We start from the raw sequence: 22464 nt of genomic DNA, 5'->3' as shown, positions 1-22464 counted from the left end.
GGCCGGGCACCGGGATCCCGTCGCGGATACCGCAGGGCGCCGCCCCGTCAGCCCGGTTGGGGTGACGTACGCCCCACCACCCGCTGCAGATCGGCCATGGCGGCCTGGAAGTCGGCGCGGTCCGTGGTCTTGAAGCGCCGGAAGAACCACTCCGGTACGCGGGTGTGCCGCTGCCGGGACTGGAAGATCACGTCCTGGACCTGCCGGGCGAACCCCAGCAGCGCGGCCGGATCACCGCTCGCGGCGATCCGGGCCTCCAGCAGTTCCATCACCCGCTCCCGCTCCCCGGCCACCTCCCACTGCGTCCGGCAGACGTCCAGGCCCATCATCACGGCGCCCAGCGAGGGGACGTACCACAGCAGGGCCAGGTCGAGCACGTTCATCCGGGCCGCGAGGCCGACCACGAGGCCCGCGCTCAGCCAGACCAGCATCGCCGTGAGGACGGTCCGGGCATAGCGACGGCGCACCCGGGCACCCCATCCGAGGTTCTGCTGCTGACAGGCGAGCACGTCGTAGGGGTGCGGCAGTTCGGGAATCTCGTAGTAGTCCCGCAGCTCGGCCTCGTCGCCGCGGAAGCGCCGGCTGAGGCTGTTGACGTGGTGCGGCGCGGGCTGGGCGCCGGCCAGCACGCTGTTCCACTCCAGCCGGAACAGCCGTACGTCGAACAGCTCCTGCAGCAGCGCCGCCCGGCGGGCCTCACTGCTCTCCCACGAGGTGAGGCCGACGGAGTGGGCCACGGCCCAGAGCCCGCCGAGCACGGTCACCGGGACGGTGAGTTCGGAGACGAAGGCGGTGGCGAGACCGACGACGGCCAGGAGCAGGGAGACCCCGGTACGGGCATGGGCCAGTCGCTGAGCCCGGTTGTGAGAGACCGTCATGGCGCGCAGCCGGTGCAGCGCCGCCTCGGCGTTCTGATCCGACAGAATCCCGGAGCCGCCGTCCGGCTCACCGCCCATGACGTCCCCCTCGTCCTCGGCTGTGTTCCCCACCCACTGTGCCCGTTCATGCGCCGTGTGTACACAGGACGTGGTTCACCTGCGCCAGGCCGGGCCGCGGCGCGTGCTCACGCGTCGAGGCCGTCCTGCCAGAGCCGGGGGGCCGCTCGGATCTCAGGCGCTCAGGGAGGCGCGCCGGATCGCGTCGAGTGCGCGCGTCACGTCGTCCTCGGTCGTCGACCAGTTACTCACCGAGATCCGCATGACGCGCCGGCCGCGCCAGGTGGAGCCGCTGATCCATGCCGTGCCGTCGTCGAGCAGCCGGGTGAGGACCCGTTCCGTGCGTGCGTCGTCGCCGAAGTCCGCGCACACCTGGGTGAAGACGACGTCGTTGAGGACGGTCGCGCCGTCGATCGCCGCGATGCCGGTGGCGAACGCGGAGGCGTGCCGGCACAGCCGGTCGACGAGGTCGGCCACGCCCGACCGGCCGAGGGACCTGAGTGCGGCCCACACGGTGAACGCCCGGCCGCGCCGGGAGAGCTCGGGGACCTTGTCGACGGGGTCGCCCCGCTCGTCCTGGATGAGGTAGTCGCCGTGCAGGCCCATCGCCGCCCGGAGAGCGGACGGGTCGCGCACGAGCGCGAGGCCGCAGTCGTAGGGGACGTTGAGGGTCTTGTGCGCGTCCGTCGCCCAGGAGTCGGCGTGTGCGCAGCCCGCCGTCAGGTGCGCGTGGGCGGGGGAGGCGGCGGCCCACAGTCCGAAGGCGCCGTCGACGTGCACCCATGCGTCCGCCTCGCGGGCGGCGCGGATCGTCTCCTCGAAGGGGTCGAAGGCACCGGAGTGGATGTCTCCGGCCTGGAGGATCACGATCGTGGGCCGCCGTCCGCCGGCCGCCAGGGTGCGCCGCAGCGCTTCGGGCTCCATGCGTCCCTGGTCGTCCGCCCGCACCAGCTCGGGCCGGCCGAGCCCCAGGTAGCGCAGCGCCAGGTCGATGGCCATGTGGCGGTGCTCGCCGGCGACGACGTGCACCGCCGGGCCGCCCGTGAGTCCGTCGCGGGCGACGTTCCAACCGGTGCGCCGCAGCACCGCGTCGCGCCCGGCGGCGAGGCAGGTGAAGTTCGCCATCGTGGCCCCGGTGGTGAAGCCGACCGCGCTGTCGCCCGGCAGCCCGAGCAGATCGAGCAGCCACGCGCCGGCGATCTCCTCCGCCGCGGCGTACGCGGGTGAGACGGCACGCATCACGCAGTTCTGGTCCCAGGCGCTGACCAGCCAGTCCGCGGCCAGCGCGGCCGGTTCGGCACCGCCGACCACGAAGCCGTAGAAGCGGCCGCCGGGAAAGGCGGTGAGCCCCGGCTCACAGGCCGTGGCCATCAGGTCGACCACGTCGGCGGGCGCGCTGGGCCCCTCGGGCAGGTCGGCACCGAGCGCGCGCACGATCCCGTCGACCGAGGCACTGGCGGGGACCCGGCGGTCGGAGAGGCTCGCCAGCCAGCGGACGGCGTGGTCGTATGCCTGTCGGAGCGCCGTCTCGCGCGCGTCCATACCAGGGACTATGAGACAGTCGCCGCCGAGTCGCAAGCCACGCCGTCCGGCAGCACGCGCGCTCAGGTCCTCGCCGGTACCGGTCGCCGCAGCAGATGGGTGGTCGCCGTCGACACCAGGACGCTGACGCCACCCTCGCCCATCACCGTCCACGCCGCCGACCGCAACCCTGGCGCGCGCTCCGCTCCGCGATGGCGCCCCGGGCCGCCCATTGAATGATTGATTCAATATCTCTAGCATTTGCTGGTGACTTCAATCACCTCTCCTCCCCCACGCCCCCCTCGTTCCCGCAGACCCCGGCGCCTGCTGCGGGCCCTGCTCCTGGTTCTGGGCCTGACCCTGCCCTCGCTCCCCCCGGCCGCCGCCGCGCCGGCCGTACCCGCAGCACCCGCGCTCTGGCCGACGCCCCGGCACATCGAGGCCACAGGGCGTCAACTGGCCGTGCCCGACCGTGTGGTGGAGGTCGTCGGCCCGCACACCGACTCCTCCGCCCGGCGCGTCGTCGAGGCCGCCCTGCGCGCCGCCGGGGCCGACCGGATCGTCACCGTCCCCTCCGGCGACCGCCGGACGCCCGCCGCCGGCCTGACCGTCTTCGTCGGCGGCCCCGGCGAAAACCCCGCCACGGCGGGCGTGTTGAAGCAACTGGGCGTCAAGTCGCCTGCCGGGCTGCCCCCGGAGGGGTACGTCCTGGCCTCGGGCCGTCACGCCGGCCGCGCCCTGCTCGCCCTCTCCGGCACCGACACCACCGGCACCTTCTACGCGGCCCAGTCGCTCCGCCAGCTCCTCACCGGCCCGCGCCTGCCCGAGGTGACGGTCCGCGACTGGCCCACGGCCCGACTGCGCGGCGTCGTCGAGGGGTTCTACGGCACCCCGTGGACACACGCCGAACGGCTGAGCCAACTCGACTTCTACGGCCGCACCAAGCAGAACGTGTACGTCTACTCGCCCAAGGACGACGCCTACTTGCGGGAGCGCTGGCGCGACGAGTACCCGGCCGCCGAGCTGGGACAGTTGCGGGAACTCGTCGACCGGGCCGCCGCCGACCACGTCCGCTTCACCTACGCCCTCTCCCCCGGCCTGTCGGTCTGCTACTCCTCGGACGCCGACATCACCGCGCTGGTCCGCAAGTTCGCCTCGCTGTACGCCATCGGCGTGCGCTCCTTCGCGATCCCGCTGGACGACATCAGCTACACGAAGTGGAACTGTCCCGCCGACGAGCAGGAGTTCGGCAGCGGGGGCGGGGCCGCCGGAGCCGCCCAGGCCCACCTCCTGAACCGGGTGTGGGAGGAGTTCTCCGCCGGCCGTACCGGGCTCGAGCCGCTGGAGATGGTCCCCACCGAGTACTCCGACCTCGCCGACACCCCGTACAAGAAGGGGCTGCGCGAGCGGCTGGACCCGGGCGTCGTCGTCGAGTGGACGGGCGTCGGCGTGATCGCGCCGACGATCACCGCCGCGCAGGTGCGGCAGGCCCGCGCGGTCTACGGGCACCCGATCCTGGTGTGGGACAACTACCCGGTCAACGACTACGTCACCAGCCGTCTGCTCCTCGGCCCCTACACCGGCAGGGAGGCGGACGTGGCGCGTGAGGCCGTCGGCGTCACCGCCAACCCGATGATCCAGGGTGAGGCGAGCAGGCTCGCGCTGTTCACCTCGGCGGCCTACCTGTGGAACCCGGACGGCTACGACCCCCGGGCCGCGTTCCTCGCCTCAGTCCGCGACCTCGCCGACCCCACCGGAACAGCCACGAAGTGGCTGCGGATCTTCGCCGAGAACAACTACTCCTCCCAGCTGAACACCACCGAGTCCCCGACCCTCACCCCGCTCATCGCCGCGTTCCGCGCTGCGTACGAGACCGACAGCGGTCTCGACCGGGCGGCGGCCGCCCTGCGGTCCTACTTCACCGACATGACCGCCACCCCCGCCCAGTTGCGCGCCCACCTCACCGACCCGGGCTTCCTCACGGAGACTTCGCCCTGGCTGGACAAGCTGGGCTCCTACGGCACCGCCGGGCTGACGGCAGTGGACCTGCTGCTGGCCGGCAAGCGGGGTGACACCGAGGCCGTCTCGACGTACTGGAACCGGCTGCGCGGCGAGCGCAAGGCGCTGGACGTGATCCCGCAGCAGGTGTCGCCGGGGGTGATGGACGAGTTCCTCTACACGGCGATGCTCCAGCACGCCCCCGATCCCGGCGTGGACCCGTCCTTCTCGCCCGGCTCCCTCTCCCTGAAGCCCGGCGCGAGCGCCACGGTCACCCTCACCCTCGCCGACCGACGGTCCACCACCGGCCGGTCCGTCGACTGGAAGCTCTCCGTGCCCGCCGGCGTCGCCGCCTCCCCGGACAGCGGCACGGTCACGGTCCCGGCGGGCGGCAGCGCCTCCGCCACCGTCACCTTCACGGCCGCCGAGAACGCCTCGGCGGGCGTCCGCCCGGTCGTGGTGTCAGGGGGCTCCGACGGTCTCACCCGGGCGATACCCGTCCAGGTGACCGACGGCCGGGGAACACCACGGGCCCTGACCGCCAACTTCAGCGGGGCGTCGGTGAGTTCCCTGAATCTCGCCGCCGGCACGAGTACCGAGATCAAGGTGGGCGCCAACCCCGGCGAGGTCGTCGTGAGCGCGGACGGCCGTACCGCTTACGCGGCCAACCAGGGGTCGGACACGGTGAGTGTGATCGACGTGGCGAGCGGCACGGTCACCGGCACGGTCGCGGTGGGCAGGGTCCCCGCCGGGCTCGCCCTCACGCCGGACGGCGGCACGCTCTGGGTCGCCGACTACACGGACGGCACCGTGCAGCCCGTCGACACCGGCACCCTGACGGCAGGCACCGCGATCCCCGTCGGCTCGGGTCCGGAGAACATGGCGGTCACGCCCGACGGAGCCACCCTGTACGTGGCGAACATCCACGACGACACGGTCACACCGGTGGACCTCGCGACCCGTACGGCCGAGCCCGCGATACGGGTGGGGCCGTCCCCGTTCAACGTGGTCGCGGCGCCCGACGGGAAGACCGTGTACGTCTCCGACTCGGGGGGTTCCACGGTGACCCCGATCGACACCGCGACCAACGACACCGAGCCGACCATCCTGGTGACCGGCCAGGCCTACGGCCTGGCGCTCTCCCCGGACGGCCGCACCCTGTGGGTCAGTCCCAGCAACGGCGACACGGTCACGCCGGTCGACACCGTGACCGGCGCCCCGGGAACACCGGTCACCGTCGGCAGGTCGGCCTTCGACGTGGCGCCCGACTGGAACGGCTCCACGGTGTACGTCACCACGGCCGACGGCAACGAGCTGGTGCCGGTCGACCCGGCCTCCGGCACCCCCGGGACCCCGCTGCCGACCGGCGCCTATCCCCTGGCGGTCGCGCTGACCCCGGTACCGGTGCCGTAGCCCTGTCTCAACTGGCGGTGCGCCGGATCCGTCCGGCGTACCGCTTCTCCAGTTCCAGGTTGCTCTCGAAGCCGCCGGGCACGTTGGCGGAGACGTAGACCGGCGGGCGGTCGCCGGAGGCGAGGAGTTGGGCGGTCGTCTCGGCGACCGTCATCTGGACCAGGAGTACGCCGGTCAGCGTGGACAGGGCGCAGACCGCGCCGCCGCCGGGGAGTTCGAGGAGGGCGTCGCCGCGCGGGGCCGCGTTGTCGAGGACGACGTCGGCGAGGTCGGCGAGCTTCTTGCCGCTGGGGTGGACGGCCGGCACCTGCCGCGTGTGGCTGAGGGAGGTGATGGCCAGGAGGCGGTGGCCCTGCTCCTTGGCGTGCAGGGCCATCTCGACGACAACGTTGTTCACACCGGAATTGGAGATGACGACGAAGACGTCCTGGGGGCGGGGGGCGGCCAGCTCGTAGAGGCGGACCGCGATGCCGGGCTCCCGTTCCAGGAGCGGGTCGTCCAGGACTCCGGGGTGGCCGCCGCCGAAGAGGACGAGGTCGGCCATGCTGAGACGGTTGGTGGGCACCAGGCCGCCCGCGCGGCCCGCGAGTTCCAGCACGAGTGCCTGCGAGTGGCCGGTACCGAAGGCCTGCACGACACCGTCCGCGCGCACGCAGTCGGCGATCAGCGCGGCGGCGGCACTCACGTCGGCGCGCGCGGAATCGGTGAGGCGGTTCAGGACGGCCAGGCTCTCGCGCGCGAAGCGGTCGGCGCTCACCGGCTGGGTCACGGACTCGTTGGCGGACTCGACGGACACCCTGAAAACCTCCCAGTGGTGGATTGAACCACCTCATACGCAGCTATCTATGAATCAATAAATCATACGCTCAGCCCCGCGGGCAATGACCCCAGCTCGCCCGGGGGTCCGACCGGAAGTACCGGTCCTGGTATTCAGAGACTGCCCCAATCGGTGGCTGATACCTTCTTCCCATGCCCTCGACCGATGTCACCACCCTCATCCGCACCGAGTTGCCGCGACTGCCCGGCTCCTTGCGGAAGGTCGGCGAGCTGATCCTCGAGGATCCGGCCGCCGTCACCCACTGCTCGGCCGCGGAGCTGGGACGGCGCACCGGCACCTCACAGGCCACCGTCACCCGGTTCTGCCGGGCCATCGGTCTCGACTCCTACCAGCACCTGCTGATCGAGCTGGCCCAGGAGCGCGGTCGTGGCGAGTCCTCGGACTGGGGGAGCGCGGAGATCGGCCCGGACATCTCCCCCGACGACAGTCTGGAGCGGGTCGTCCAGGTCGTCGGCACCGCCGATCTGCGGGCGATCCAGCAGACCATCGACCGGATCGACCTGGACGCGATCGAGCGCGCGGCCCAGGCCGTGGCGCGCGCCCGGCGCATAGACGTCTACGGCGTCGGCGGCAGCGGCGCGGTCGCCCAGGAGACGGAGACCCGGCTGTTCCGCATCGGCTGCGCGGTGCGCGGCTGGACCGAGGTGCACGCGGCCACCACCTCCGCCGCCCTGCTCACCCCGGCGGACGTGGCGATCGGCATCTCCCACTCGGGCGCCACCCGGGAGACCATCGAGCCATTCGAGCTGGCCAAGGAGCGCGGCGCCACCACCATCGCCCTGACCGCCGACCCGCGCTCCCCGCTCGCCCGCGCCGCCGACGTGCGGCTGATCTCCTCCTCCTCGGAGACCAGCTTCCGCACCGGCAGCATCGGCGCGCGTCACTCGGTGCTCATGCTCATCGACTGCCTCTACGTCCGGGTCGGCCAGCTCTCCTACCAGCGGGCGAGCGCCTCCCTGGCGCTGACCGACCACATCGCCGGGGCGCACGCGGTGAAGTCCCGGCGGGCCCGCTGAACCGACCGGCAATGCATGGATGAACCAACCAAACTCCCCACAGATGATTGATTGAACCATCCCTCGATGCCAGGATGGGGCTCCCCCGCGCACTCCTAGGAGCCCCATGCGTGTCATCTCCGTCGCGTCGACCGAGCTCTTCACCGGCACCGAGGCCCAGCCGCACCAGGTGATCGCCGTCTGCGTCGAGCACGACCCCGGCCGGCCGGTCCGCGTCGGCGTGGAAGGACCCGGCGTCCGCGGCGTCGGGGAGACCGTCGTCACCGTCGGCGAGGACGGGACCGCGCGCGCCGAGATATCCGTCGCCACCGAAGGCCTCCTCCCCGGCGACCGCCGCGAGATCACCGTCACCGCCGCCGACGGAGACCGACTGGCCGGCCGGAGCGCCGAGTTCACGGCCGCCGAGCCCGGCTGGACCATGTTCATGGTCAGCCACTTCCACTACGACCCCGTCTGGTGGAACACCCAGGCCGCCTACACCGAGACCTGGGACGTCGCCGACGACCCCGCCGTCACGGGCCTGCCCGCCCGGACCTTCGACTCACGCGGCCAGTCCGGCATGAGCCTGGTCCGGGCCCACTGCGACCTGGCCCGGCGCGACCCCGCGTACACCTTCGTGCTCGCCGAGGTGGACTACCTCAAGCCCTACTGGGACGCCTTTCCGGAGGAGCGGGCCTTCCTGCGCCAGCTGATCCGCACCGGCCGCGTCGAGATCATGGGCGGCACCTACAACGAGCCCAACACCAATCTCACCGGCGCCGAGGCGACCGTACGCAACGCGCTGTACGGCGACGGCTTCCAGCGCGGGATCATCGGGGCGGCACCGGAGACCGCCTGGCAGCTGGACGCGTTCGGGCACGACCCGCAGTTCCCCGGGCTGATGGCGGACGCGGGGGTCACCTCCAGTTCCTGGGCGCGCGGCCCCTTCCACCAGTGGGGGCCCACCCTGTCGGTGTTCGGCGAGGAGCCGCGCGACCCGCGACGGATGCAGTTCCCCGCCGAGTTCAGCTGGATCGCCCCCTCCGGACGCGGACTGCTCACGGCCTACATGGTCAACCACTACGGCGCCGGCTGGGCCATCGACAACGCGCCCACGCTCCCCGAGGCGGAGGCGGCGGCGCTCAAGCTCTTCAAGGGGCTGAAGAAGGTCGCGCTCACCCGTAACGTCCTGCTGCCCGTCGGCGGCGACTACGCCCCGCCGTGCCGCTGGGTGATGGGCATCCACCGCGACTGGAACGCCCGGTACGTCTGGCCCCGGTTCATCAGCGGCATCCCCCGGGACTTCTTCGCCGCCGTACGCGCCGAACTGGCGGCCGAAGGACGTACGGCCAGCCCGCAGACCCGGGACATGAACCCCGTCTACACCGGCAAGGACGTCTCCTACATCGACACCAAGCAGGCCCAGCGGTACGGCGAGACACTGCTCGCCGACGCCGAGGCCTGGGCCACCCTCGCCTCCCTCGTCGCCGGACACCCCTACCCGGACGCGGCCCTGGACAAGGCCTGGCGGCAGCTGGTCTACGGCGCCCACCACGACGCCATCACCGGCTCCGAGTCGGATCAGGTGTACGTCGACCTGCTGACCGGCTGGCGGGAGCTGCACGACCTCGCCGAGGCCGTGCACGCCGACGCCACCGAGGCGCTGGCCCGCAGGGTGGTCCCGCTGCCCGGCGGCGCCCCCGACCTGGTCGTCTTCAACTCCGCGACCTGGCGGCGGCGGGACGTGCTGACCGTCGCCGACCCGGGCCTGGTCCCGCTGGACATCACCGGCCTGCCGCTGCCCGCGGTGCGCGAGGACGGCACCCTGCGGGTCGTCGTACCCGAGGTGCCCGGCATGGGCCTCAAGGCGCTCTCCCTCGCCGAGGGCCGGGTGCCCGGCTGGACGGCGGGCGAGGGGCCGACCATCCGCAACGAGTTCTACGAGGTGACGGTCGACCCCGCGCGCGGCGGCGGCGTCAGCAGCCTGCGCGCGCTCACCGAAGGCGGCCGGGAGCTGCTGCGCCCCGGGGACATCGGCAACGAGCTGGTCGTGCAGGAGGAGTACCCGAGGCACCCCCGCTTCGGCGAGGGCCCCTGGCACCTCACCCCGACCGGCACGACCGCCGCCCGTAGCCGGGACGTGACCGCTGACATCGATGTCGAGCACTCCCCGGCCGGCTCCCGCATCACCGTCCGCGCCGACCTGGGCCTCTTCCGGTACACCCAGCGGCTGACGCTGTGGGCGGGCGTGGACCGCCTGGACGTGACGACCACCGTCGACGGCTACGAAGGCGCCGACCGGCTGATCCGGGTGCGCTGGCCCTCGGACGTGCGCGGCGGGCTGCCGGTGCACGAGGTGGCGGACGCGGTGATCGGGCGCGGCTTCGGGTTCGTGGAGGTGGACAGCGAGCGGTTCCCCTGGACGCTGGACAACCCGGCCAACACCTGGTTCGGCCTGGGCTCCACGGCCCGCACGGCCGTCCACGACGACACCGGCGCGCTGCTCGGACACCGGTCGTTCGGCGTCGCCGAACTGGTCTTCGCCGACTGGGACGGCGCGGGCGAGCTGGGCACCCCGCTCGCCGCCGCCCTGGTGCGCGCCGGCGTCACGGCCACCTCGACGATCGCGGGCGGTCCGCGCTACGGCGACCTGGAGGTCGACTCCAATCTGCCCGACATCCGGATCGCCGTCGGCGGCCCGGAGCGCAACCCGGTGGTCGCCGAGGTTCTCGGCTGGGACCCGGGGGCCGCCCGCGAGCTCCGCCGTCAGCTGGCGACGGACGGCCTGGCCGCCGTGTGGGTGGCGCCGCGCGCCTCGCTGCGCGAGGAGTGGGTGCCCGGCGCCGACCTGCGCGACCTGGAACGGCTGCCGCTGCTCGTGGTGGCGGGCGCCCGCCCGGAGGACGACGCGAAGGCCGTCGACGCGCTGATCGCCGACCTCGACGACGCGACCGTACGGGTCACGGCGGCCGGCGGCGGCGAGGCGCTGCCGCCGGGTGACGCCTGGGACGGCCGGAGCTTCGCGCTCCTCAACCGGGGCACGCCGGGCTGTGTCGTCACCTCCTCCGGCGATCTCCACATGTCCCTCATGCGCTCCTGCACCGGCTGGCCCTCCGGCATCTGGGTCGACCCGCCCCGGCGCACCGCTCCCGACGGCTCCGCCTTCCAGCTGCAGCGCTGGTCGCACACCTTCGAGTACGCCGTCGTCGCGGGCGAGGGCGACTGGCGCGACCTGGGCTGGCCGCGCGCCGGACACGCCTTCAACCATCCGCTCACCGCCCGGCTGCGGCGGCCCTGCGAAACACCGGCCGACCTGCCCAGGACGGCGGCCCTGCTGACGCTCCAGCCCGAGGGACGGGTGCTGCTGGACGCACTGAAGCCGGCCGGCTCCCCGCTGGCCCGGGGCGGCACGGCGCCCGCGGACCCTGCGGCCGGGGTCGTCGTGCGGGCGCACGAGGTGGACGGACGGCCGGTGCGGGCCCGGCTGACGGGTCCCTCGGCGTGGACCGGGGGAACGCGGGCGGACGTGCTCGAACGGCCCGGCGAGCCCCTGGCCCTCGGCGCGGACGGCGCGGTGGAGCTGGACCTGACGGGCTTCGAGGTGACGACCGTGCTGGCCTCGCCGTCGGCCGGCGCGGGGGCCGGGGGGCCGGGCATCGCCGCTCACGAGCCCGCACAGCCGGTGCACACCCGCTACTGGCTGCACAACTCCGGCCCCGCGCCCCGGGGCAACCTGCCCGTCGCCGTCTATCTCTCGCCGGCCGCGCTCACCGCCGACGGCCCGGTCACCGCGACGGTCCGGGTCTCCTCCGAGCTGACGGACGCTCCGGTGTCGGGGGTGGTGGCCCTGGACGTGCCGCCGGGCTGGACCGCCGAGCCCGCCGCGCTGCCGTACACGCTGGGCCCGGGCGGCTTCACGCTCACCGAGGTCACCGTCACGCCCCCGCCGGACCCCGCCCCCGGCCGGCACCGGCTCGCCGCGCGGCTGGCGTACGGCGGGCAGACGTACGAGGACGTGGTCGCCCTGGATGTGCCGGGCGAGGTGCCGGCGGGCGAGCCGGACGGGCGCACCGGAGTCGGTCTGGTGCTGGAGCTGGGCGTCGACCGGGTCGAGGTGCGGCGGGGCGAGCGGGTGCGGGTGCCGGTGAGCGTGCGCAACACGACGCGGGGACCGGTGAGCGGGGCACTGTGGGCGGTGTCGTCCTGGGGGACGTGGGCCGGTGTCGGGCCGGGCCTCCAGGGGTTCGCCGTGGCCGCCGGGGCGAGCGCGGTGTGCGAGGTGGAGGTGGACGGTTCGGCCATGCCTCCGGGCTCGTACTGGCTGATGGCGAAGGCCGGCTGGCACGGCTGCGTGGCGTACACGGAGGCGATCGTGCTGGAGGTGACGGCGTGAGCGGCCCCCCGGTGACCGTGGGCGACGAGGCCGCGTCCGAGGGCCATGAGGAGGCCGTACCGGACGGACGGCGGCACGGACACCCGCACCACCGTGCGGGTGGGCCCGCCGCGGTGGTCGGTGGCGAGGAGGTTCCGGTCGCCCGGGTGGACGCGCTGCTGGCGGCCGTCCCGGCCCGGGACCGGGAGACCCGGTCGGAGGCCCTCGCACGGGCGCAACGGCAGCGCCGGCGGTGGGCCACGCAGGTCGTGGTCGTCGACGAACTCGCCCGCCGCTCCTGCGCCGAGCGCGGTCTCGCACCGCCTCCCGACGTATGCCCGGCACGGGTGCTCGCGGTGTCCGGGACCGAGGTCGCCGACCTGGGGAGCATCGTCGCGGTGGCGCTCGCCCACTCCCCCGCCGCACGCGCCCTGCTGGCGGCGCTGGAGGCCGAGCAGACAGTGCCGGAGGAGGCCGCGCGGGCCTACTACGACCGCAATCCGGACCGCTATCTCACCCGGGAGGCGCTCCGGCGCGGCGTCGACCCCTACGGCGGGGCGGGTCCGGGGGACTTCCTGCCGTTCCGGGAGGTCCGGGACGAGGTGGTGCGGGAACTGCGGCGGGCGCTGGGGCGGCTCGCCTTCTTCGACTGGCTGGACCGGGCCCGGGCCGGCGTGGAGTTCGCGCCCGGGCACGAACACCCGGGCGACCCCTCGCACCCCGACCACGAGCACCGGCACTGAACGCTCCGGTAACAGCCGGAACCTAAACGCAACACGGCAAGCCATTGACCTCCGATGAATTCTGGTCCACCTTTTCATCAATCGGAGTCCAAGTTGGTGATTTGAACCAGCAAGCGCAGGAGGCAACATGCGTGCGGGAAGACTGACCGGAACCGTCGCGGGCGTCATCGCCCTCACCCTGACGGCGGCCGGCTGCGGCCTGTCGGGCGGCTCCGACAGCGGGGAGGCCACGGCCGGGGGCTGCAAGGTCGACCAGGGCAACGTCGGTTCCGGGAAGCTCACCGGGGACGTCAAGGGGAAGATCACCTTCCAGACGACCAATCTGAAGAAGGACTTCGGGAAGTTCTTCAACGGAGTCATCAAAGCGTTCGAGAAGGCCAACCCCGGCACCTCGGTCAAGTGGATCGACGACCCCGGCGACAACACCTTCACCCAGCGCACCGTCGCCGACGCCCAGGCCTGCACCCTGCCGGACGTCCTCAACCTCAACTCCGAGACCGGGACCGCCCTCACCAAGGCCGGCTACCTGCTCAACCTCGGCGTCAAGGACCCGTCCTCGGCCAAGCCGTTCGTGCCGGCGTTCTGGAACTCCAGCACCATGAAGGACTCCTCGGGCATGCCCGAGCACACCGTGTTCCCCTGGTACACCGGCGGCATCGTCCTCACGTACAACACCGACCTGCTGGAGAAGGCCGGGATCGACCCGGACAAGCCGCCGACGACCATGTTCGGGCTGTTCGCCGACTACGAGAAGATCGCCAAGGCGAGCGACGGCAAGTTCTACGCGACGATGGCCAACCCGGTCTGGCGGATCCCGGCCGACTTCGACCAGATGAACATCAAGGTGCTGTCCGACAACGGCAAGACCGCGGTCTTCGGCGACGATCCGAGGACCACGCAGTGGGTCGCCTGGATGGCGAAGCTCTACAAGGAAGGCGCGATGCCGAAGGACTCGCTGTCCTCCAGCAACGATCCCTCGACGCTGTACAGCCAGGGCAAGGTCGCCTACGGCTCGACGAACCCGAGCTTCGTCCGCTTCGTGAAGCAGAACAGCCCCTCGGTCTACGCCAAGACCGGCGTCGGCCAGCAGCCCTTCGACGCGCTCGGCCACACCACCGGGGCTCCGCAGTACATAGCGGTCGCCGCGACCAGCAAGCAGGCGCCCGCGGCCCTCGCCTTCGCGAAGTTCCTGACCAACGCCGAGAACCAGACGGCCTGGTGCAAGGACCCGAACGTGGTGATCTTCCCGACGACCACGGCCTCGCTGGACGACCCGTTCTTCCAGAAGGTCACCGGTGACGACCCGTTCTCGGAGGCCCGCAAACTCGTCGCCGAGCAGCTGAAGACCGCCACCGCCTACCAGACCAACCTCTCCCCGGCGGCGCAGAACGCGATCGTGTCCCAGGTGCAGCTGGCCATGCAGGGCAAGAAGAGTCCGGCACAGGCCGTGAAGGACGCCCAGGAGAAGGTCGACGACCTGCTGAAGCAGGCGGGCTGATCGTGGCGACTCAGACCGCTGAGCCGGTGTCCGTGCCCGGTACGGAGCACACCTTCTCCGTGCCGGGCCGCCGGGCCCCCTCCCGTATCCGCCGCCTCGCCCGGGCCGTCCTGCCCGGTCCCGTGCCCGGCGCCAACGGAGCGGCGATGTACCGCCGTTGGTGGCTGCCATGGCTGTGGACCGCGCCCGCGATCGTCTGCGCCGTGGTGTTCGGGGTGTTCCCCTTCCTCAACACCGTCCTGCTGTCGTTCACCGACGCCAAGCCGCTCGGCGGCGCCGCGAGCTTCGTCGGGCTGGACAACTACACCCGGATGCTGGACGACTCGGACTTCTGGCTGGCGACCCGCAACAGCCTCCTGTACGCGCTGGTCGTCGTCCCCCTGATGGTGCTGCTGCCGCTGCTGCTGGCCGTCCTGGTGGAGAAGAACCTCCCCGGCATCGGCTTCTTCCGCTCGGCCTTCTACACCCCTGTCCTCGCCTCCAGCGTGGTCGTGGGCCTGAGCTGGCAGTGGCTGCTGGCCGACGACGGGCTGGTCAACACCTGGCTGCAGAAGGCCCATCTGATCCGGAGCGCCATCCCGTTCCTGTCCGACTCGTGGCTGATCCTGCTGTCGGCGATGGGCCTGACGCTGTGGAAGGGCCTCGGCTGGTACATGATCTTCTACCTGGCCGCGCTGGGGAACGTGCCCAGGGAGCTGCACGAGGCGGCGTCCATGGACGGCGCCGGTGCCGCGCGCCGCTTCTGGCACATCACCGTGCCCGGCGTACGCCAGGCCATGATGCTGGTCGGCACGCTCACCGGCATCGGCTCGCTGCGGGTGTTCACGGAGATCTACATGCTGGGCAGCTCCACGGGCGGTCCCGGCGGCGCCGACCGCACCCTGCCCTTCTACATCAAGGACGTCGGCCTCGACCCGATCACCGGCAACGCCGGGTACGGCTCGGCGGTCAGTGTGGCGCTGTTCCTGCTGACGCTGGGGCTGACCCTGCTGGCGCAGCGCCTGACGAAGGAGGACGAGTCATGACGACGGCGGTGCACAAGGCCCGGCGGCCGATGCCACGCTGGCGGGAGTACGGCCGTCCGCGCGAACTGGCCGTGCGCTACCTGCTGTTGTTCATCGTGCTCGGCATCACCGTCGGCCCGCTGGTCTGGCAGCTCCTCGCCTCCCTGAAGAGCACGGGCGAGGACGTCTTCGGCTCGAACGCCTCGCTGCTGCCGCACCACCCGACCCTGCGGGCCTACCGCCAGGTCTTCGAGCAGGTGCCGGTCGCCACGTACATCAGGAACAGCATGATCGTGGTCGTGCTGTCGATCGCCAGCCAGCTGGTGTTCTCCACGACGGCCGGCTACATGCTCTCCAAGCCCGGCTGGAAGGGCCGCAAGGCGGTCTGGGTCGTGCTGGTCGCGTCCATGATGTTCCCCTTCGAGTCGATCATGGTCTCGTTGTTCCTCAGCATCCGCGACCTGGGTCTGGTGGACAGCGTGGTGGGCGTGTGGCTGCCCGGGTTCGTCGGCGCCATCAACGTCCTCCTCATGCGCGGCGCGTTCCTCGCGGTACCGCGCGAGCTCGAGGACTCGGCGATGCTCGACGGCGCGAACGAGTGGCAGCGCTTCCGGTATCTGTACCTGCCGTCCGCGTGGGGCGCGGTCCTGGTGGTCACCGTCAACACCTTCATCAGCGCCTGGGACGACTTCCTCTGGCCGCTGATCGTGCTGCGCTCCGAGGACCACATGACGCTGACGCTGGGGCTGTCCCGGCTGCAGAGCTCGTCGTTCGGCTACGACCAGCGGGTGGTGATGGCGGGTTCGGTGATCTCCGTGATCCCCGTGCTGGTGCTGTTCGTGATCACACAGCGGTGGTTCTACCGGGGAGTCTCGGCCGGGGCCGTCAAACTCTGATCGAACACGAGCGGTACGGCGGTGAGCGCCTCGCGCGCGGACGCCGCGACCCGGATCTCGACCGGCCCGGTCGGTACGATCGTCTCCAGGTCGGCGCCGACCAGCTCCAGTTGGTCCGCGCCGAGGCGCAGGGCGACCGTACGGCACTCCCCAGGCGCGAGCCGCACACCCTCGAACCCTCGCAGCTCCAGCGCGCGCGGCCAGACGGGCGTGCGCAGCCGGCGGACGTAGAGCTGGACGACGCTGCGGCCGGGCCGGGTGCCGGTGTTGGTGACCTCGACCTCGACGAGGTCTCCGGTCAGCCGGGGCGGGCCGTAGGAGAAGCTCGTGTACGACAGCCCGTGCCCGAAGGAGTGGAGCGGCTCGGCGCTCTCGTCCAGGTACCCGCCGTACTCCGTGTCCTTGTGGTTGTAGTGCACGGGGAGTTGGGCCACGGAGCGCGGGACGGAGACCGGCAGCCGTCCGGCGGGCTCCGCCCGTCCGAGCAGCACCTCGGCGATCGCCTCGCCGCCCCAAGGGCCCGGATACCAGGCCGTGAGAACGGCGGCCGCGGTGTCCGGTACGACATGCGGGCGGCCCTGGATCAGCACGACCGCCGTCGGCGTGCCCGTCGCGACGACGGCGTCCACAAGCGCGTGCTGGGCCTCCCCCAGCCGCAGCCCCGCGAGGTCGGCGCCCTCGCCGCAGGTCATCTCGGACACGACCGTCCGTGCGGCGCCGTTGGCGTCGAACTCCGTGTCGGGAGTGCGGGCGCTGCTGCCGCCCAGCACCAGCACGGCCAGGTCGCAGGCGGCGGCCGTCGCGACCGCGCGGGGGATGCCGGTGCGGTCGGCGCCGGTGAGGGCGGCGCCCCGGGCGTGGCGGATGTCCGTGCCGGGCGGGGCGAGCCGGCGCAGGGCGTCGAGGACGCTCGCGCCCGTGCCGGGGCGCTGCGGGGCGGCGTAGTCGCCGAGTTGGTGGGCGGTGGTGGCGGCGTGCGGGCCGAGCACGGCGATGCGCCGCACGGAGGGCGCGATCGGCAGGACGCCGGCCGGGTTGCGCAGCAGGGTGACGCAGGCGCGGGCGAGATCGGTGCTGAGGGCGCGCCCGGCGTGCGCGGGCAGCGACACGCGGCGTGCGTACGGCTGCTCGAACAGGCCGAGGCGGAACTTCAGGCGCAGGACGCGGGCGACGGCGGCGTCCAGTGCCGCCTCGCTCACCAGGCCCCGCTCGACGGCCTGCGCCAGATGCGTGAAGCCCTCGTCCCAGAGGCTGAGGTCGACCCCGGCGTCGAGGGCGAGGGCACCTGCGGAGACCTTGTCGCCGGTGATGCGGGCCAGCCGGTCCACGGCGAGGCCGTCGGCCATGACCAGGCCCTCGAAACCCCAGCGGTCGCGGAGGAGTCCGGTGAGGAGGGCACGGTTGCCGGAGCAGGGCAGGCCGTCCACCTCGTTGTAGGCGGCCATCACCGCGGCGGCACCGGCGCGGACGCCGGCGCGGGCGGCCGGGAGATGGATCTCGTGCAGTTCGCGCGGGCCGAGCTCGGACTCCGCGGAGTTGCGGCCGCCGACCGTGGCGCCCTGGCCGGCGAAGTGCTTGAGGACGACGGGGGCCTTGTCGGCGGCGAAGAGCTCCCCCGTGCCCTGCATCCCGCGGACCAGCGCCTCCGTCAGCCGGGCCGCGAGGTAGGGGTCCTCGCCGAAGCACTCCTCGGTACGGCCCCAGCGCGGGTCCCGGGCGATGTCCAGCGCGGAGACGAGCGCCACATGGCCGCCCCGGGCGCGCAGCTCGGCGGCGGCGTGGGCGGCGGCCGTCTCGTACAGGTCGGGGTCCCAGGTCGCGCCGACGGCCAGGTTGACGGGGAGGACCGTGCCGTCGAGGGCCATGTGGCCGTGCGGCACCTCCTCGACGAACAGGGCGGGGATGCGCAGCCGGCTGTGTTCCAGGACATGCCGCTGGACCAGGTCGGCGAGGTCGGCGCCGTCCTCGACGCCCGGCCCTTCGCCGTGTCCGACGCCGGACCAGGCGTCGGCGCGCATCAGCCCGTAGAGCGCGCCGAGCCCCTCGAAGCGCTCGGTCTCGGCACGCAGGGCCTCGGTGAGCCGGAAATTCCCGTCCGGGGTGCGGCGGTAGGCGTGCCAGCCGTACATCCGCTGGTTGAGCTGACCGGCCTTCTCGCGCAGGGTCATCCGGGAGAGGAGGTCGGCGACGCGGCTGTCGAGAGGGACGGCCGGGTCGAGGTACGGGGGCGGGGCGACCGCGGGGTCCTGAAGGGGCATGGGGAGGTCCTTGGGAGCGGGCGTCAGCGTCTGGTGCCGTGGGCGAGCCGGGCCAGGGCCACGGCGCCCGGGGAGCCGTCCGACACCGGGGTGACGGTGAGAGCGAGGTCGGCGAGGCGTTCGGTCAGGGGGGTCAGCAGGGGGCCGTGCGGGGCCAGCAGGCCGCCGGTGACGACGAGGGGTTCGCCCGGGCGTGGCGCGAGTGCCGTCACGCTCTCGGTGAGGCGGCGGGCGGCCTCCCGCAGGATCTCCGCGGCGACGGCGTCCTTCTCCTCGGCGGCCCCGACGACCAGCGGCGCGTGGTCGGCGAGCCGGACCGGCGGCCGGTCCATGAGGGCGGGCAGCAGGTGGGCGCGGTAGGCGGTGCGCAGGGCGGCGCTCCACGGCACGGCGTCCGTGACGCCGTAGGGCTCCGGAGGCAGGACCCCCGGGGGCAGGCCGAGCTCGCGGCCGACCGCGCGGACGAGGACGGTGGGCGCGCCCCGGCCGTCGGCCGCCCGCAGGGCCGCCCGTACGGCCGCGCGGCCGATCCAGAAGCCGCTGCCGTCGTCGCCGAGGAGCCAGCCGTCGCCGCCGGAGGTCGCGGTGGGCATCCGTGCGGTGATCCGGGCGGCGACCGCACCGGTGCCGGCCACCAGGACGAGGCCGTCGGCGGGGTGGCCGGGGGCGGCGGCGAACGTGGTCTCGATGTCGCTGTGGACGTCGACCGTGGCGGCGGCGATGCCCAGCCGGGCGAGCGCGGTGGCCAGGGCCGTGCGGGCGCGCACCCGGCCGGGCTCGTCGGTCCCCTGCCCCTGGTGGCCGGCGCCGGCGAACCCGCCCGCCACCGCGGCCACCCGGCCGCGCAGCGGTGCGGGCACGGCCTGTGCGAGGGCCTCGGTGAGGTGGTCGGCGAGCTGCGGACCGGGCACGGTGAGCGCGTTGCCCGGTCCGGCCGTGCCCTCGCCCCGGGGGCGGCCGTCGCCGAGGTCCGCCAGAACGGCCCGGGTACGGGTGCCGCCGGCGTCGAGGCCGACCACGAGGTCGAGACGACCTTGGTTCAAATCACTATGCATTGCTCCCCATGGTGGTTGATACATTCTCCGCTGACAAGGTCGGTCTCCCGAGGAGGACGCCATCGACACGCCCGCGCCCGCGCCGGCACCCCGGTTCGGTGTCAACTACACCCCCCGCCGGGGCTGGTTCCACGCCTGGCACGACTTCGATCCCGGGCTCGCGCGCGAGGATCTGGCCCAGATCGCCGGGCTGGGCCTGGACCACGTCCGGGTCTTCCACCTGTGGCCCCTGCTCCAGCCCAACCGCACCCTGGTCCGCGCCTCCGCCGTGGACCAGCTCGTGCAGCTGGTGGACCTGGCGGCCGAGTGCGGCCTGGACGTCCTCGTGGACGGCGTGCAGGGCCATCTGTCGAGCTTCGACTTCTACCCGGAGTGGACGCGCAGCTGGCACCACCGCAACGTGTTCACCGACCCGGAGGCGATCGAGGCCCAGGCGGTGCTGCTACGCACACTGGGCCGGGCCCTGTCCGGCCACCCCCGCCTCATCGGCCTCCAGCTCGGCAACGAACTCAACAACCTGGTCGAGCACAACCCGGTGTCGGTGGCCGAGGTGGACCACTACCTGGACACCCTGCTGGCCGCCGCGCGCGACGGGCTGGGCGCCGACGGCGGTCTGGTCACGCACTCGGCGTACGACGCCGCCTGGTACGGCGACGACCACCCGTTCACCCCCGAGGCCTCGGCCCGCAAGGGCGATGTGACCACCGTCCACCCCTGGGTGTTCTCCGCCGACTGCGCGCGCCGCTACGGCCCGCGCTCGCCGCAGGTGCACCATCTCGCCGAGTACGGGACGGAGCTGGCGAAGGCGTACGCCACCGACCCGGCCCGCCCGGTCTGGGTCCAGGAGACCGGTGCGCCCGAGCCCCACATCCCGGCGGCCGACGCCCCCGGCTTCGCCCGCGCGACGCTCCTCAACGCGGCCGGCTGCGCACGGCTGTGGGGCGTCACCTGGTGGTGCTCCCACGATGTCGACCGCTCCCTGGCCGACTTCCCCGAACTGGAGTACACCCTGGGCCTGTTCGACCCCACCGGCCACCCCAAGCCCATCGCCGACGCCCTCTCCGCCACGGTGGCCGAACTCCGCGCCGCCGCGGCCCCGCCTCCGCCCCGCGCCACAGCCCTGGTCCTGGACTGCACCCCGTCCACGCGTTCGGTCTCCGGTCCGGGCGGCGTGTTCTTCGAGGCCTGGATGCGGCTGCGCCAGGAGGGCACCCGCCCGGCGGTGGTCCTGGCGGAGCGGACGGAGGACTCGGGGCACCTGGGGGCGAGGGGGATCACGGAGCTGGTCGACGCGAAATGAGGCGGGCGGGGGCGGGGGGATCCGGGACCGGCCGGGACTCCGGCCCCGGATCCCCCCGCCCCCGGTCAGGACGTCCGCCCGGTCAGGACGTCCGCCCGGTCAGGACCTCCGCCACCGCGCGCAGATTGACCCGCCCCCTGCCGTGCGCGCACACCGCGCTGTCCCACTCCGGCAACCCGGTGGAGACCAGCAGCGCGTCCGGTCGCGCCGCGACCAGCGCGTCCCGCAGACTCCCCTGCCAGGGATGGAGCACGGCATCGCACACGGCGACCACCAGCGGCCGCCCCTCCGCGGCACGCAGCACCTCCCCCACGACAGCCCCCGGGTCCCCCGGCTCCCCGGCCACCGCCGTCCCCGTGGCCGTCGGGTCGAGGGCGCGCAGCTCGGTCAGGAGGTCCTCGCCGCCCCAGTTGAGGGCGGGGTGCGGGGGCGGGAACAGGTCGACGACGTGGGCGCCCGGCACCGGTTCCGGCAACGTCTCCCCGCTCCGTACGGCCCGTCGCGCCGCCGAGAGCCCGGCCCCCGCGTCCCACGCGGCCACCTCGCCCGGCCGGTACGGCACCGCGTACCGCAGCGCGAGCCGCCGCACCCGCTCCGCGGCCTCGGTCACACGGTCCTCGGTCAGTTCACCCGCCCGCAGGGCGTCGAGAACGGCGTCCCGGCAGGCGAGGGTGACCTCCAGATCCGGTACGGCGACGATGACCTGGTCCGCTCCGGCGGCGAGCGCGAGACGCGCGCCGGCCGCCTCGCCGTAACGGTCGGCGATGGCCTTCATCTCCAGCGCGTCGCTCACCAGGACGCCGTCGAAGCCCAGCTCGCCGCGCAGCAGCCCGGAGAGGATGCGTGGACTGAGGGTGGCGGGCCGGTCGGGGTCGAGAGCCGGGAAGACGACATGGGCGCTCATCAGCATGGGCACCCCCGCGTCGACCGCCGACCGGAAGGGCGCGAGGTCGAGCCGGTCGTACGGTCGTGGATCGAGGGCGAGCTCGTGGTGGCTGTCGGTCACGGTCCCGCCGTGGCCGGGGAAGTGCTTGGCGCACGAGGCCACGCCGCGCGCCTCGGTGGCCGTGATCCAGGCCCGCAGATGCCGGGAGACCAGCTCGGGGTCGGCGCCGAAGGCACGGGTGCGCACGATCGGGTTCTCGATCCGGCTCTGGACGTCGGCGACGGGGGCGTAGGAGGTGGTGATGCCGAGCGAGAGCAGATGTCCGGCCAGGGCGTCCGCGCACGCGGCGGTGAGCCGTGGGTCGTCGGCGACGCCGAGCGCCCAGGAGCCCGGCACCTCGGGCGCGCCCGCGGCCACCAGATGGCCTATGCCGCCGCCCTCGTTGTCGATGGCGACCAGCAGGTCCGCGCGCAACGCCCGCAGTGAGCCGGTGAGCTCGCGAACCTGGTCGGCGTCGCGGACGTTGCGGGTGAAGAGGATGACCCCGCCCAGTCCGCGGTCGATGAGCTGTTTCAGGGTGTCGGGGACGGTCGTCGTGCCGTCGAACCCCGCGACGAGACAGCGGTGGGCCGCCTCGTCGAGGGCGGCGGGCAGAGCCGGTCCGGCGGGCCGGGGGGCGGAGTTCGTCACCCCACGATCCTCTGGTTCACCAAGCCTGAAGTCAACATGCCGATGGATGAATGATTCACCAA

General features: G+C 73.1%; 13 protein-coding genes and 1 pseudogene. 8 read left to right on the top strand and 6 right to left on the bottom strand.

The features are described 5' to 3' along the window. Window positions 1-47: 47 nt before the first annotated feature. Both ACIBVL_RS21160 and ACIBVL_RS21155 read right to left on the bottom strand, forming a co-directional pair. Complete coding sequence (locus ACIBVL_RS21160) at window positions 48-989, bottom strand: S-4TM family putative pore-forming effector (protein WP_399098752.1); 942 nt, start codon at window positions 987-989, stop codon at window positions 48-50. 120 nt (window positions 990-1109) lie between these two features. Then, window positions 1110-2477 carry a pyridoxal phosphate-dependent decarboxylase family protein gene (locus ACIBVL_RS21155; protein WP_399098751.1) on the bottom strand — a complete coding sequence of 456 codons (1368 nt, stop codon included), beginning with the start codon at window positions 2475-2477 and terminating at the stop codon, window positions 1110-1112. 246 nt (window positions 2478-2723) lie between these two features. On the opposite strand from ACIBVL_RS21155, the gene ACIBVL_RS21150 reads away from it, so the two are divergent. Further along, the gene (locus ACIBVL_RS21150; RefSeq protein ID WP_399098750.1) at window positions 2724-5867 is read left to right on the top strand and encodes a beta-N-acetylglucosaminidase domain-containing protein; all 3144 of its coding nucleotides are present in this window, start codon (window positions 2724-2726) and stop codon (window positions 5865-5867) included. Window positions 5868-5874: 7 nt separating this feature from the next. Here ACIBVL_RS21150 and ACIBVL_RS21145 read toward each other — a convergent pair whose 3' ends face one another. Next, window positions 5875-6663 carry a sugar isomerase domain-containing protein gene (locus ACIBVL_RS21145; protein WP_399098749.1) on the bottom strand — a complete coding sequence of 263 codons (789 nt, stop codon included), beginning with the start codon at window positions 6661-6663 and terminating at the stop codon, window positions 5875-5877. A gap of 173 nt (window positions 6664-6836) precedes the next feature. Here ACIBVL_RS21145 and ACIBVL_RS21140 point away from each other — a divergent pair, with 173 nt between their 5' ends. The 6 genes from ACIBVL_RS21140 to ACIBVL_RS21115 all read left to right on the top strand — a co-directional run bounded on the left by ACIBVL_RS21140 (window position 6837) and on the right by ACIBVL_RS21115 (window position 16213). Next, on the top strand, window positions 6837-7721 hold the full coding sequence (locus ACIBVL_RS21140; protein ID WP_399098748.1) for a MurR/RpiR family transcriptional regulator: 885 nt from the start codon (window positions 6837-6839) through the stop codon (window positions 7719-7721). Window positions 7722-7827: 106 nt separating this feature from the next. Further along, the gene (locus ACIBVL_RS21135) at window positions 7828-12093 is read left to right on the top strand and encodes an NEW3 domain-containing protein (RefSeq protein ID WP_399098747.1); all 4266 of its coding nucleotides are present in this window, start codon (window positions 7828-7830) and stop codon (window positions 12091-12093) included. Continuing rightward, window positions 12090-12815, top strand: coding sequence for a peptidyl-prolyl cis-trans isomerase (locus ACIBVL_RS21130; RefSeq protein ID WP_399098746.1), 726 nt, complete (start codon window positions 12090-12092; stop codon window positions 12813-12815). Before ACIBVL_RS21135 ends, ACIBVL_RS21130 begins: the two co-directional genes overlap by 4 nt. A gap of 127 nt (window positions 12816-12942) precedes the next feature. Continuing rightward, the gene (locus tag ACIBVL_RS21125; protein WP_399098745.1) at window positions 12943-14313 is read left to right on the top strand and encodes an extracellular solute-binding protein; all 1371 of its coding nucleotides are present in this window, start codon (window positions 12943-12945) and stop codon (window positions 14311-14313) included. Then, the gene (locus tag ACIBVL_RS21120) at window positions 14313-15338 is read left to right on the top strand and encodes a carbohydrate ABC transporter permease (RefSeq protein WP_399098881.1); all 1026 of its coding nucleotides are present in this window, start codon (window positions 14313-14315) and stop codon (window positions 15336-15338) included. The genes ACIBVL_RS21125 and ACIBVL_RS21120 overlap by 1 nt, the downstream gene beginning before the upstream one ends. Continuing rightward, window positions 15335-16213, top strand: coding sequence for a carbohydrate ABC transporter permease (locus ACIBVL_RS21115; RefSeq protein WP_399098744.1), 879 nt, complete (start codon window positions 15335-15337; stop codon window positions 16211-16213). Before ACIBVL_RS21120 ends, ACIBVL_RS21115 begins: the two co-directional genes overlap by 4 nt. On the opposite strand, the gene ACIBVL_RS21110 is transcribed toward ACIBVL_RS21115, so the two are convergent. Beyond that, window positions 16177-18471 (bottom strand): glycoside hydrolase family 3 N-terminal domain-containing protein, encoded by a 2295-nt coding sequence (locus ACIBVL_RS21110; protein WP_399098743.1) that lies wholly within the window; start codon window positions 18469-18471, stop codon window positions 16177-16179. The genes ACIBVL_RS21115 and ACIBVL_RS21110 overlap by 37 nt on opposite strands. Before the next feature lie 23 nt (window positions 18472-18494). Beyond that, entirely contained in the window at window positions 18495-19526 is a 1032-nt protein-coding gene (locus tag ACIBVL_RS21105) for an N-acetylglucosamine kinase (protein ID WP_399098742.1), read from the bottom strand. An 8-nt stretch (window positions 19527-19534) separates the two neighbouring features. Between ACIBVL_RS21105 and ACIBVL_RS21100 the strand changes: the two are divergent. Then, window positions 19535-20826, top strand: a pseudogene (locus ACIBVL_RS21100) (glycosyl hydrolase). An 82-nt stretch (window positions 20827-20908) separates the two neighbouring features. Here the strand turns inward: ACIBVL_RS21100 and ACIBVL_RS21095 are convergent. Further along, window positions 20909-22402, bottom strand: a complete 1494-nt coding sequence (locus ACIBVL_RS21095) for a glycoside hydrolase family 3 N-terminal domain-containing protein (protein ID WP_399098741.1) — start codon at window positions 22400-22402, stop codon at window positions 20909-20911. Window positions 22403-22464 lie beyond the last annotated feature (62 nt).

This window comes from Streptomyces sp. NPDC049687 (assembly GCF_044465285.1).
GTDB lineage: Bacteria > Actinomycetota > Actinomycetes > Streptomycetales > Streptomycetaceae > Streptomyces.
Note: the sequence above shows the minus strand (reverse complement) of the source record. Positions and strands in the feature narration are given on the sequence as shown.

What these genes read in the sequence shown, in the direction of transcription:
- ACIBVL_RS21155 (WP_399098751.1), bottom strand. Translation starts at nt 2,477, where the DNA reads ATGGACGCGCGCGAGACGGCGCTCCGACAGGCATACGACCACGCCGTC.
- ACIBVL_RS21140 (WP_399098748.1), top strand. Translation starts at nt 6,837, where the DNA reads ATGCCCTCGACCGATGTCACCACCCTCATCCGCACCGAGTTGCCGCGA.
- ACIBVL_RS21135 (WP_399098747.1), top strand. Translation starts at nt 7,828, where the DNA reads ATGCGTGTCATCTCCGTCGCGTCGACCGAGCTCTTCACCGGCACCGAG.
- ACIBVL_RS21125 (WP_399098745.1), top strand. Translation starts at nt 12,943, where the DNA reads ATGCGTGCGGGAAGACTGACCGGAACCGTCGCGGGCGTCATCGCCCTC.
- ACIBVL_RS21115 (WP_399098744.1), top strand. Translation starts at nt 15,335, where the DNA reads ATGACGACGGCGGTGCACAAGGCCCGGCGGCCGATGCCACGCTGGCGG.
- ACIBVL_RS21110 (WP_399098743.1), bottom strand. Translation starts at nt 18,471, where the DNA reads ATGCCCCTTCAGGACCCCGCGGTCGCCCCGCCCCCGTACCTCGACCCG.
- ACIBVL_RS21105 (WP_399098742.1), bottom strand. Translation starts at nt 19,526, where the DNA reads ATGCATAGTGATTTGAACCAAGGTCGTCTCGACCTCGTGGTCGGCCTC.